This window comes from Nonomuraea sp. NPDC048892 (assembly GCF_040649735.1).
Lineage (GTDB): Bacteria > Actinomycetota > Actinomycetes > Streptosporangiales > Streptosporangiaceae > Nonomuraea > Nonomuraea maheshkhaliensis.
Map to the genome: position 1 here is coordinate 62,034 of NZ_JBEZFZ010000001.1, position 12,118 is coordinate 74,151.

General features: G+C 69.5%; 11 protein-coding genes. 4 read left to right on the forward strand and 7 right to left on the reverse strand.

The window, feature by feature from the left end; translation table 11 throughout:
* Positions 1-236: 236 nt before the first annotated feature.
* Genes AB0C28_RS00300 through AB0C28_RS00325 form a run of 6 tightly spaced genes read right to left on the reverse strand, consistent with a single transcriptional unit; the run spans position 237 to position 7,510 of the window.
* Positions 237-944 (reverse strand): vWA domain-containing protein, encoded by a 708-nt coding sequence (locus AB0C28_RS00300; RefSeq protein ID WP_357862812.1) that lies wholly within the window; start codon positions 942-944, stop codon positions 237-239.
* Entirely contained in the window at positions 941-1,894 is a 954-nt protein-coding gene (locus AB0C28_RS00305; RefSeq protein ID WP_358072368.1) for a serine/threonine protein kinase, read from the reverse strand. The genes AB0C28_RS00300 and AB0C28_RS00305 overlap by 4 nt, the downstream gene beginning before the upstream one ends.
* Positions 1,891-3,003, reverse strand: coding sequence for a hypothetical protein (locus AB0C28_RS00310; RefSeq protein ID WP_357862816.1), 1,113 nt, complete (start codon positions 3,001-3,003; stop codon positions 1,891-1,893). Before AB0C28_RS00310 ends, AB0C28_RS00305 begins: the two co-directional genes overlap by 4 nt.
* Positions 3,000-3,968, reverse strand: a complete 969-nt coding sequence (locus tag AB0C28_RS00315) for a hypothetical protein (RefSeq protein WP_357862818.1) — start codon at positions 3,966-3,968, stop codon at positions 3,000-3,002. Before AB0C28_RS00315 ends, AB0C28_RS00310 begins: the two co-directional genes overlap by 4 nt.
* Position 3,969: 1 nt before the next feature.
* The gene (locus AB0C28_RS00320; protein WP_358072370.1) at positions 3,970-6,261 is read right to left on the reverse strand and encodes a hypothetical protein; all 2,292 of its coding nucleotides are present in this window, start codon (positions 6,259-6,261) and stop codon (positions 3,970-3,972) included.
* Positions 6,262-6,280: 19 nt separating this feature from the next.
* Positions 6,281-7,510, reverse strand: a complete 1,230-nt coding sequence (locus AB0C28_RS00325; protein ID WP_358072372.1) for a BTAD domain-containing putative transcriptional regulator — start codon at positions 7,508-7,510, stop codon at positions 6,281-6,283.
* A gap of 152 nt (positions 7,511-7,662) precedes the next feature.
* Here AB0C28_RS00325 and AB0C28_RS00330 point away from each other — a divergent pair, with 152 nt between their 5' ends.
* Positions 7,663-7,878, forward strand: a complete 216-nt coding sequence (locus AB0C28_RS00330) for a DUF397 domain-containing protein (protein WP_346100761.1) — start codon at positions 7,663-7,665, stop codon at positions 7,876-7,878.
* Positions 7,879-7,992: 114 nt separating this feature from the next.
* Here the strand turns inward: AB0C28_RS00330 and AB0C28_RS00335 are convergent, their stop codons facing one another.
* Positions 7,993-8,874, reverse strand: a complete 882-nt coding sequence (locus tag AB0C28_RS00335) for a helix-turn-helix transcriptional regulator (RefSeq protein WP_357862824.1) — start codon at positions 8,872-8,874, stop codon at positions 7,993-7,995.
* A gap of 1,224 nt (positions 8,875-10,098) precedes the next feature.
* Here AB0C28_RS00335 and AB0C28_RS00340 point away from each other — a divergent pair.
* The 3 genes from AB0C28_RS00340 to AB0C28_RS00350 all read left to right on the forward strand — a co-directional run bounded on the left by AB0C28_RS00340 (position 10,099) and on the right by AB0C28_RS00350 (position 12,066).
* Positions 10,099-10,839, forward strand: a complete 741-nt coding sequence (locus AB0C28_RS00340) for a hypothetical protein (protein WP_358072374.1) — start codon at positions 10,099-10,101, stop codon at positions 10,837-10,839.
* A gap of 147 nt (positions 10,840-10,986) precedes the next feature.
* The gene (locus AB0C28_RS00345) at positions 10,987-11,433 is read left to right on the forward strand and encodes a hypothetical protein (RefSeq protein WP_357862828.1); all 447 of its coding nucleotides are present in this window, start codon (positions 10,987-10,989) and stop codon (positions 11,431-11,433) included.
* A gap of 39 nt (positions 11,434-11,472) precedes the next feature.
* The gene (locus AB0C28_RS00350; RefSeq protein WP_357862830.1) at positions 11,473-12,066 is read left to right on the forward strand and encodes a GNAT family N-acetyltransferase; all 594 of its coding nucleotides are present in this window, start codon (positions 11,473-11,475) and stop codon (positions 12,064-12,066) included.
* Positions 12,067-12,118: the final 52 nt, after the last annotated feature.

Consider the following 12,118-nt stretch of genomic DNA (forward strand, 5'->3'; position numbering starts at 1 on the left):
GGGAGCGGGCGACGGCGCGTGCACCGTCGCCCACGGCACCGGTCCCCTCCCAGGCCCTCCCACTCCCCCGGGTCCTCCCGCTCCCCACCCCGGCCCCCGTGGCGGCGGGGCGAAGAAGAGGTCGGGCGGGGGAGTCACGACAGACGCGCGACGGGTGTCGCAGCCCAGGCAGGCGGCGTCGCCGGAGGCGTTCCACACGTCGCACAGCGAGCACCGCCAGTTCGGCCCGGGAACGGTCACAGGCTGTTCGCGATCGTGTCGATGATCTCGTCCAGCTCCAGTTCCTCCAGCCCCTGCCCGGCGGTGGAGGGGAAGTGCAGCGTCATGTTCCACTCCTCGGTGATGTCGCTCCACGGGTAGACGTCGGGCGCGAAGATCACCAGGCGCTTGGCCGAGTTCTCCATGACGGCCGTCCGGCTCCCGGAGTAACCCCACTGCTCGAACAGGCCGTCCATGTCCTGGGGGAGGTGCTGCGGATAGGTGTGCGCGGAGACGGCCTGCGGGGAGCGCAGCGGATGCGCCGACGCGTCGGTGAACATCACGATGACGTGCCGGCGCCGGTCGAGCCCCCGTTCCCAGGGGGAGTCGATGGCCAGAGCCAGCGCCTCCAGTCCCGATTCCGGCTCGTCGCCGCCTCCGGTCGCGCGCAGCCGCCGGACGAATCCGTCGAACTCGTCCGCCTGCTCGGGGAAGACCAGGAAGCCGGTCTCCTCGATGGCGTCCTCGGCGAAGTCGCCGAAGTCGCGGAACGCGATGACCTTGAGCCGGAGCCGGCTGATCTCCTTGCCCTTGCCGCCCATCACCTGGCTCAACCGTTCGTGGAAGGTCAGGGCGCTCTTCTTGACCGTGTCCAGGACCGGAGCCATGCTCTCGGTCACGTCGATGCAGAGCACGATGTCCACCGCGTACCGCAGGTTCCCCTGGTACTCGCCGACGGAGGTCATGGCTGGTTCTCCTCTGTTCGCATGCTGATTCGCACTCGTGAGCCCGGCGACGTGACGTACCGGGAGCTCAGTTCGCAGACCGCGGGGTTCCTGAGCGTCCGCAGGAACGCCGCCGTGCCCGGCCGGGCGCCGGGCGACCTGGCCGTCATCGCGGCCAGGAGCCGTCTCATGGGCTCGCACAGCCGGTCGTCGAGACGCAGCTTCGTTCCGGCGTTCACCGCGTCGGCCGGTGAGCCGAACCGGTCGCCGAACCCCGGCAGCGCGCCGGTCAGGTAGTGATGGGCGAGCAGGCCGAGGGCGAAGACGTCGGCCGCGGTGGTCAGCTCCTCCGGCCGTACGTCCTCGTCCCCCTGCACGTAGCGGCGCCATTCGGGAGCCCCGTAGACCATGTCCCCGGCGATGTCCTCGCGTGCCGGGGGAAGGCCGGACGCGTAGGCGTCGTCGAAGTCGATGAGCTTGGCCGTGTGGAAGGCACCTTGCCGGCGCTTGACGATCAGCACGTTGCCGGGCTTCAGATCGCCGTGCACCAGGTCGATGGCGTGCAGCAGGCCCAGGCTGAGCGCCAGCGTACGCAGCAGCACCGCCTTCTCCGCGGCCGTGAGCGAGCCGGGCCGCGGCGTGCCGACCGCGTCGATCCGCTCCGTGACCTTGTAGTACGAGGCGCCGTGGTGGAAGAAGTCACAGGCCAGCACCAGGTTTCCACCACCGGCCGCGTCGTGCCGCAGCCGGCTCATGACCGCCCGGTGCCGCCGTTCGAACTCCTCGCACGCCCGCATCCGCAGCCGCACACTCGCCGCGGACCCGCTCTTGGGCCGTTTCGGGTCCAGGAACCGCTTGATGAAGTACGGTCGCCCGTCGCGTTCGGCGAAGGCCCACACGCATCTCCCGCCGCCGCTGTTCGTCGGCTCGCTGACGATGCGGTATCCCCTGATGACGTCGCCCGCCCTCATCCCGGTTCCACCGGCATGAGCCGCTCGTAGTCCGGCCGGTAGTCCTCCCACGTACGCGCTCGCCACTCCCTGGCCACGGCGTCCTCGGCCGGCGGGCGGACGAGCGGATAGTGCGCCTCCATCTCCAGCGAGCGCGGGGCGAAGCTCTCCCTGAGCTCCGCGAACCCGGCGTAGCCCAGGGCCGCGAGGCTCAGCGAGGCGTCGTCGGCCGTGTACCCCGACACCTGCCTGGCCAGCCGCTCCGCCCACTCCCGCTCGTCCGCCGCCGCCCGCATCGTGCTGAGCAGGTGGCACTCGAAATGGGCGGGCGTCTCGACGTAGCCGAAGAAGCCGTCGGTCGCGCAGACCAGGACGCACGGCAGCGGCAGCAGCAGCACGTGCTCCTCGATGGTGAACTCCTGGTCGGCGCAGATCACGTTCGTCATCGGCGGGTCCTGCACCAGCTGCTGAAGGCTGTCGGTTTCGTCCGTGTGGTCCCTGGTCAGCGCCTGCAGCCCGCCGCCGCGGCTCAGCGCGTACGCCCGCGAGTCGCCCGCCCAAAGGACCCGGCACTCGGCCTGCTCCCCGCCGAGCCGGTAGTGCGCGGCGGCCATGGTCGTGGGCAGCCACCTGCGCATCCGGCTCACGATCTTGCCTCGCGGCGGTGCCGGCACGTCCGCCAGCACCTCCACCAGCCGCGTCCGCAACGACTCCGTCTCGTCAGCGACCGTCTTCCGCGCCGTCTTTTGGGCCGTCTTTTGGGCCGCCCCATCGGTGGCCGTCTCCCGGGCCTCCCCGTCCGCGAACGCCGTCCGTGCTGCCCCGTCCATGAACCAGGACAGCACGCCGGACCTGACCAGCCGCGACCCCACCCAGGCCCCGCTGCGCCGCGTACCGTCACGAAGTTCGCACGCCGCCCCCGCGCCCGACCCGCCCAAACCATCGAAGACGCCCACGATCCCCTCGGCCGCCGCAAAGCGGTGGGCGAAGAGCGGCTCGGCGTCCTCACCCCGTCCGTCGCGCCGTTCCGTCCACACCCCCACGGCCATGACCCCTTCGTCGCGGTAGTGCCAGATCGTGCCCTCGCCCGGGGAGCCGACGGCGACGCCCCTGACCCTGACCTCCGTCACCTGTCCGGTTCCTCGATCTTCGTCGGCCGCAGACCGCGGACCCGGCTGGTGCGCCGGCCGTCGCCGTCGGAACCGCGGGACTCGTCCTCCAGGGCCGGCGCCGGCGCGAGCGTGCCGCGCAGCCGGGTCGAGCGGATCCCGCCGAACGGCGACGACGAGCCCCCGTTCATGCGGTCGCGCAGGGCGCGCTCGGCCTGCAGCGACTCCCACGGCTCCCGGTCCGCCTCCGAGTGCTTGAGCACGGCCTGCCAGGCGACCAGCAGCTCCTGACGTTCCTCCCGCTCGGCGTTCGCGATCATGTCGTACGCCGCCCGCGGGCCCTCGCGCTCCATGATCTCGGCGATCAGCCCCTCCGCGCCGTCCCTGCGCAACATGCGCAGATGGCGTTCCCTGCGCATCTCCATGAGCCGGGTGTCACGCTCGATCTCCCGGTACGCCCGCCCGCTCGCCACGATCTCGTTGCCGTCGACCACCACCTCGACGGTGACGTTGCGCAGCCGGAGCGCGGCGTCGCCGCTGAAGGTGCGCATCGACTCGGTCAGCGCGTCCTCGGCCTGGTGCAGCTCGCCGATGTCGAAGTTCCGCGAGACCCGGCGCAACATCCGCTGAATCGGCAGGTACAGGGCGCCGCTGACGTCCATGATGCCGCGGTGCACGATCTCCGCGGGATCGGCGACCCGGCAGTTGAGCCGCACCAGGCTCGGGAAGCCGAACGCGGGATCCCTGCTGAGCAGCGGCATGCTCAGCACCAGCCGGTGCTCGGTCACGTCCACCTCGTAGACCTGCCGGTACGTGCCGTACCAGGCGTCGGGGACGGACTCGCCGTGCCGGATCGTGAGCAGGTCGCCCTTGCGCGGAGCCAGCACCATCGCGGTCCCCGGCGCGGGCGGGCGCAGGGGCATGCGGGGCAGGAGCAGCGACAGGTTGCTGCTCTTCGTGATCGGGTTGTAGGTGTACAACTCCATGTCAGGTCCTTCCGTTCGCGTACGAGGAACGGCCCAGCTCGGCGAGCAGCCGCGCGGCCGGATGATCGCGACGCCCGGCGGCCCTGGCCCAGTCGTCGAGGTGGTGGTGCAGCCGCTCCCGGTGCCGGCCCGAGCGGGCGGCCACGGCGAGCACGATGTCGCGGACACCGCGGTAGGCGGCCGCGTCGCGGTCCGCGTGCACGTCCACGTATTCGCGCAGCGTCTCCAGAGCGGGCTGCTGCGCCGGCCTGCGGTCGAGGGCACGGGCCCACAGTTCGATCAGCTGCGGCCGGTGCTCCTCCGCGCCGGCCAGCAGCAGCGGCAGCGACTGATGGCCCTGTCCTGACGCCTCTCCCGCCGGCTGTGCGGCCGATTGGGCAGCCGGTTGGGCCACCGGTTGTGCGACCGGTTGGGCGGCCACGAAGACGAAGGCCGCCAGCGCCTTCGTCACCATCGGCGACGCGTCCCGCGGCTGCGACCACTCGACCAGCGCCGCCAGCACCTCGGCCACCCTCCCGCGCTCCATCAGGCCGGACAACGCGTGGCCGACCGGCAGGAGCGTGCCCCAGTCGTCACGATCCAGCAGCACGCGCAACGCCTTGACCGCACGCCGCGGCCGGGCCGCACCCAGCCCGCCGCCGAGCACCGCGGCCGCCGTCAGCCCCTGCCTGCGCTGCTCGGCCGTGTCCCCCTCCGCCACCCAGGCTTCGAGCAGCAGCCACACGGCCTCGGCCAGATCGGGGTGACCGCCCACGACGTCGAGCGCCGTGGCCGCGCTCTGGCGCACCACGACGGAGCCGTGCCTGGCCCACGGCCGCAGGAACCGGTGCAGCGCATGGTCGTAGTCGCTCCAAGCGATCACTCCCGCGGCCACCGACGTGCGCGCCCGTACGCCGATGTCCGGATGGGCGACCAGCCGGCGGATCCAGGCGAGGAAAGCCGAGCGCTGCCCGTCCAGATAGGTCCAGGCGTACCCGAGCACCGCCTGCCGGACGAGCGGATTGAGATAACGGACCCGCGGCGCCACGTCGCCGGGCCCGCCCGACCCCACCGAGACGTCGATCCACGGGTGGTCGGAGCCGATCCGCTCCCGGAAGCGCAGGTCGGGCGGCGCCTCCGCGGCCGGCGTGAGCAGATCGTAGAGCTGCGCGGCGGCGTCCGAGACCGTCAGGTACGTGGCATCCTCCAGCGCCGCGGCGGCCAGCGCGAAGCACATCGCCTCGGGCGTGCGATGACGGCTGAACCAGTCATGGACCCGGCCCGTCGGATCACGCAACTCCTTGACCTTGGCCGCCAGGTCCGCCCGCTCGCGGATCACGGTTGCCAGGTGCAGCGCGGTGCGAGGGCGGGTGTCCTCGCGCAGGAGTTCGAGCGCGCCCGCCTCGATGAGCCGCAGCCGCAGGTCGGCCGACTCCTCGGGGGTCGGCTCGCGGTCGTGGACGCGGCGTTCGATGAGACGTACGAGATCGAGCCCGCCCAGCGTGGTCAGCACCTGCCCAGAACGCTCGGCCTCCATCAGCGCCCCACGCGGCGGGCCCGTCACCAGGACCAGGTAGCTCTCGTGCTCGTTCAGGCAGGCGGTCAGGTCGTCGATCCACCGCTCGTCGATCAGGTGGGGAGTCAGGCCGGGGGTGGCGTCGTCGAGGACGAGGAGGTAGCCGCTGTTCCGCTCGGGCGGCCGCCACTGCGCGTCCCGCAGCGCCGACGCGTCCAGCACTTCGTGACACCCACCACCTTTCACCGTCTGCCCTGCCTCCTGCGCTCCTACGGCCCGCTCCCTGACGGCGGCCTGCTCGTTTACGGCCTTGACCAGCAGATTCACCCCTGTGGCCTTCCGCCCTCCAGGCGGGAGAGCCAGGATCAGCAGCCGGCGCTCGACCAGGATCCGCAGCGCCTCGTCGAAGCGCGGCAGCGGAAGATGCCCCTCGGTCCAGTGGGCCAGCCGCCGCTCGCTGATCCGCGCCGTCGGCTGCCCGGTGCGGCGTGCGCCGTCCCCGAGGTTCATCCCGCCGCCGAAGCTGACCGCGTCGTTGAACAGCGCCACCGTGCCGATCCGCATGCCGAACGGGTCGGCGTTCAGCCGTTCCATGACACTGGCCGCGATCGCGGCGGCCCTCGCCGCCTCCGCGCGTTCGGCCTCGTCCTCGCTCTCGCCCTTGCGGTGGAGTGCCCGGAGGGCGTCCTCCTCGCTGAGCGGTTTGTCGTCCTTGTCCTGTCGGGCCTGGGGCGGCTGCTCCGCCTCCGCCTTGTCGCCCGCCTCCTCGATCGGAGGATCCTCGACTGACTGGCTCATGTTCCGGCCTCCGCGGCGTTCAGGAGATGGTGAAGTCGCCCGAGAAGTGCACGGGCGCGTGGTAGACGCTGGCGTTCTTGATCGTGTCGGCGACGATCGACGGCGAGCCGTCCTTCGCCCGCGACAGCCGCCTGACCAGGCGCTCAACGCCTTCCAGGAAGGCGCGGTCGCTGCCGAGGTGAGCGACGAGCACCCGCTCCAGGGTCGCGAGCGCCGTCGGGTCGACGGGATCGGCCTCGACCTGGGCGAGCGCGCTCGTCGCGGCCGTGTCCCCGGCGAACCGTACCCGCACCATTTCCAGGAGCTGGACGGAATGCCGGCCCCAGGAGACCTCGGCCCAGGACACGCCTGCCTGCTCTTCGGGGTGTGCGGTCCCACCGCCTGTCACGGCTTCTGCGACGAGGTGGGCGGCGTCTTTCCCGAGCTCCGCGACTGATCTCATGTTCGCTCCAGAGGAATCGATGACGGGGGAATCGGCTGGTGGTTCGAGCCCGGGATCCTGCTGCAGGATCCGCTGCCGCAGGTCCCTGATCCGTACGCCGGGGTCGGTCCCCAGCTCGTGCCCCAGCCTGCGCCGCAGCTCGTCGCCGGCGGCCAGGGCGTCCGACGACCGGCCGACGCGGTGCAGCGCCAGCATCAGCAGCCGGGTCGCCTCCTCGTCCAGCGGACGTCTCTCGACGAGGTCCTGGACCTCGGGCACCACCTGGGTGTGACGTCCGAGCCGCAGTTCGGCCTCCATGCACTCGACGACCGCGGCGCGATGCTCCTCCAGCAGCCTGGTGCGCGCGTTGGCCGCGCCAGGGCCCGGCAGCCCGCTGAGCGGCTCACCGGGTCGCATGCCTTCGCCGCCCCACTGCCTCAGACCGTCCCGCAGCAGCTCCACGGCACGCGCGTCGTCCTTGCGCAGCAGCGGCCGCGCCGCGCCGACGAGGTCGTGGAAACGATGCACGTCGACCTGGTCCCGCTCGGCCACCACCAGGTAGCCGGTCGTGTGGGTGGGCAGGACGAGCGTCCCCTTGGGTGTGCGGCCGAGCCGGCCGCGCAGGTCACTGGCGTACTGCGACAGGACAGGACGGGCGCTGCTGATCGGCTTCTCGCCCCAGATCTTGTCGATGGCCTGCTCAATCGTGACCGGCTTGCCCTCGGCGAGCAGCAGCAGGGCCAGCAACAGCCGCTGCTGCCGCTCCCCGAGCTGAACCGGCCGGTCGTCCCGGAATGCCTGCATCCCATTGAGCAGTTGATATCTCACGGCCACTTCCTCCACTCGGGAATTGTCATGAAAGACCTATGAAGGACCTATGACGGGCCTTACATCAGCCCGCTCATCCGGTCTCTGACTCGCTATTCGATCCTTAATTCCAGAGGGACGCACAAAGCATCCCCCAGAAAAAGGAGAACGAAATGAACGAGGCCAGGCGGAATGAGTCGACGGGCGCCGGGTGGCGCAAGGCCACCTTCAGCGACCACGGCGGCGGCTGCGTCGAGGTCGCCTTCGGCGAGAACTGGGTCGGGCTCCGCGACTCGAAGAATCCGACGGGGCCGACGCTCAACTTCAGCAACTCGGAGTGGGACGCGTTCCTCTCCGGCGTGTACGCCGGGGAGTTCGACCTGACGTAACAGGCGATCGCCCCCAGGGGAGACGCCGCGGTACGCGGCCCGCGGCGCCTCCCCCGGCCCCGGGGCCGGCGCAGGAGTGCCGGGCCCCGAGGCCGCGAGGGCGCGCATGGCGGGTCATCGGGCCATGGCACGAATATCGGCGCTCAGTTTCGCGAGAAATTGCCGCGCCGCGTCGTCGTAAATAGCCATCGCGGCCAGCACGGACCATTGCCGATGGTACGTGGCAATGTCATCGGCATCGCGAACGGTCAACCTCATGTGCGTAACCTCGACTTCCACGAAACTGTCACCCGCGCTGCCGTCACTTTCGTAGAGCGTGAATCCGTTCGAAGGGCAGACCAGCGCCTCACCGTCCTGCGGGATCAGCCCGATGCGGACGTTCTCCAGCGTGCTCAGCGAGGCGACCCGGTCCAGTTGGGCCAGCAGAAGACGCGGCGTTCCCGGCCGCAGCCGCAACGCCGCCTCCGTGATCAGGAACTCGAAGGTGCGGCTCTCGTCGTACAGCGCGAGCTGCCGTTGCAGCCGCGCCGCGACCACCATGGGCAGGTCGCCCTCGGAATAGGGCGGGTCGAAGAGCGAGAAGACGCGGCGGGCGTACTCCGCGGTCTGCAGCAGCCCGGGAACGATCGTCGGCTGGTACACCCGCACGACGTGCGCCTGGTCCTCCTGCTCGCGGATCTCGTCCTGCAGATGCGTCTGCCGCTGCAGGGCCTCCCGCCAGGTGTGCATCTCGGTGAAGGCCGCCTGGGTGAGGTCGGCGAGGAACTCCCGCGTCGGCGTCGGCGCCTCCACCGCCTCACCCCACGCCGTCACCTCCGGCAACGACGGGACCACGCTGCCGGACTCGATCCGCGAGACCTTGGACTGGCTGATGCCGATGCGGTGAGCGAGATCCCGCCCGGAGATGCCGGCGAGGTCCCGCAGCCGCCGCAACTCACCGGCCAGCCGCTGGCGCTTGGTACGACCCCTCCCTCCCTCACCTGCGAGGTCTTCCATCTGTCCCCGATCCTGTGCGACTCGGTCAAGTGCCGAGTCAGTTTGAACTGTTTTGATGCGGAGTGTAGGCACTGAAGCATGGTTAGTGGCTGCTGTTCAAGTGGCCATAATGGTTCGGCATAGATCCGATCCCCATACTCGCAGTTCATCCACCTACACCTCCTAAAGCACCGACTTATCCTGATTCCGCACGATTCATCCACACTTCCCCCCTTAACCCCTCCGCGCCCTCCAGCACACCCTCACCCGCCACCCCAGGACGCCCGCCGACGCTCACTGAGGCCCGCTGAGGCCCGCTGAGGCCCACCGACGCTCTCGCGAGCCACAGGCGAGCCGGCCACCCTCCACCACACGAGCGAAGGCACCCTCTCCCGACCTGCTGTCCCCCGCGCAACGTCGGCTACGAGCAGAAGCCCCCTTCCGCCCACCTGACTCACGTGGCTGGTGAGCACTGCGGAGAGGGCTGCGGTCACCGATCCTGCGGCAGCGGCGAGTCACAAGTCCACCACCCCTCGCAACTCCGGACGATCCCGGACCGAATGCCCCTAAGCCCCCCGACCAACCCACCCAACGCTCCCAGTCCAACCCCATCCGACATCCTCATCCACCCGCACGATCACGTCCCCTCCACAGGCCGCTGATCTGCGCGCTGACCGAACCCGTCCAACTCCCCCGCCCGAACCCGTCCGACCTCCCGCGTCCGGCTTCGTCCGACCTCATCCGACCCTCTCCGCCAGCCCTTTACATCCCCACCGATCACCCCTGCCGCCCCTGCTCATCAACCTTGCCCACGCCGCCCACCACGCACCCAAGACCGCCCTTTGCCCCCACCCGCCACCATGCCCAACCCCAGCCCCGATCCCGACTGCCACCCACCCAGAACAAGATCCCCGATCCTGAGTGGCGACTCAGTCGTCACCGATCTGAAATGAGGCTGAATATGCGATCTGCACCAGATTGACCGCCAGATGATGCCAATATGACCACCGTCACACACCGATCTCGAAGATCACTCATTTCCGGCTTGGGGCGATGGCTGAACAACCTCGCGACTTGGCACTGTGCACGCTGGTCGACCAGTTGAATGAGCTGGTCACACTGGCGGGATCCCCTTCCCTGTCCGACCTGCGAAAATTTTCGCGAAACAGCAGCAGGGAACTGGCAGAAAGCACCACGCACGACATTTTGGCCGGTAAACGCAAGCGAGCACCAGAATGGCCCTGGGTGTTCTCTTTCGTCACCGCCTGCCGAACCGCCGCCGAGCAGACCGGCCTGGACATCCAACCCCTGAACGACGTGAAGGCTTGGCACGACCTGTGGCGCGCGGCCCGAGACAACCACCCCACCCGCCCGACTCCTCCACTCACCGACGAGCAGGAGGAGAAGAAGAGGAAGAAGGAGGAGGACAAGGAGGAGACACCACCCTCTCCCTCACCCTCACCATCGAGGGAGTACCTCCTCCGAGTCTTCGGCCGAAGCGGCATCCGCGTACTGTTCGCCAGCAACCCCCGCAACGCCCAGGACTGCATGCGCCTGGCCGTCATCGCCCTGCTCCGCGACTGGCCGGAAGACGCCCGCCCGTGGCTGAGCCGCGCCGAAGAGGCCGGCCACCCTCAGGCCACCGAGCTGCTCAACCGCCCTCACCACCGGCAACTGGCCGCCCAACTCGCCTATCAGTACGGCCAGGACTTCCAACGGCAGCGCCCCGGCCATCTGAGCATGGCGATGTTCTTCTACCGCCTGGCGGGCGACAGCGGCCATGTGGAGGCCGCGTACCAGCTCGGCTGCGCCCACCGCAGCAGAGGCGAGCCCTGGGTGGCGGCCGGCTGGTTCCGCCGCGCCGCCCTGGACGGCCACCCCGCCGCCATCGCCGAGTTCACCGGAGCCTCTGACGAGCTGACCGGCAGCGGAGAGCAGCCGGCCGAGGACTCGCCACCCATGCCCTCAGGCCCGCCAACGCCTTGACGCCACGCTCATCGGTCCCCCAAGGCACAGGGAAACGCTCGGCCGTAACTCTTCAATGAGACGGCCTACAACCGGACTGCCTGCCTAACTGCTTGCCTATCTGCCCGGTCCTGGAACCAGCCCACGAATCCCACCATCTCACTACCCATGTGGTCATTTGGACGAGCGAGTGCGTGGCTGGCCCTGTTCGTCGCCGGCCTGCCCGCGCTGGGCGTGGCCGCCGTGATCATCGCGGTGCGGGGGCGGTCGTGGATGATGTTCTCGGCGACGTACGTGCTGCTGTTCGGGCTGGCCTACCTCGCGGGCCTGATCCTGCTCGCCCTGCTGCGCTTCCGTCCAAACTGGCTGCGCGCGCTGGTGGCGGGGGTGCTCGTGTACGCGATCGCGTCGGTCACGCCGCTGGTCAGCCCGATGGTCCGCTATCCGTACCACGTGATCAGATGCGGCGGCCTGCCCATCGTCGCCTCCCGCTTCGCCGCCGCCATGAGTTACACCGTCCCCGGGGACGAGGACTACACGGTGACACCGCTCCACGACGTGTTCTTCTGCGAGGAGAAGGAGGCCAAAGCCGCCCGCTATCACCACTACGACTGACCTGCTGGAAAAGCGCTGCCCCGCGATATCGTTCCGTCCGTGACAGAAAGCGATGAATTCAAGCCTGCCACGGAATCCGGCGAAATCCTGGAGCGCTCTTTCCGAGTCATCCTGCGCCGTCTCACCAGCCACGACCAGGACGAGTTCATCAAAGGGGTCCGGGCCGGCAACGGCCTCAACCTGCCCGCGACCCCGGAAGCGTTCCAGACGTTCCTCGCCCGCTTCGACGAGGGCCGATCCGCCGACGGCCTGCTGATCTGCCTGCGCGACACCGGCGCCATCGCCGGCAATGTCAACATCAACAGCATCATCCGCGGACGCTTCCAGAACGGCTCACTGGGCTACGCCGCCTTCCCGCCCTATGCCAATCGCGGATACATGACAGAAGGCCTCGGCCTGGTATTGCGCCATGCGTTCCGCGCATTACGACTGCATCGCCTGGAAGCACAGATCAGCCCCGACAACCACGCCTCCATCAAATTGGTGCAACGCCACGGCTTCCGCAACGAGGGCTACTCCCCTGATCTCCTGTTCATCAACGGCGCCTGGCGCGGCCACGACCGCTGGGCCCTCACCAACGACATGCACGGCATAGTCCCCGACACTCCCCACCCAACACTCCCTGCCCACTGAGCCACCACCTGGACAGCCCTTCAATCCGCCCGGACCATGGAAACATGAAACT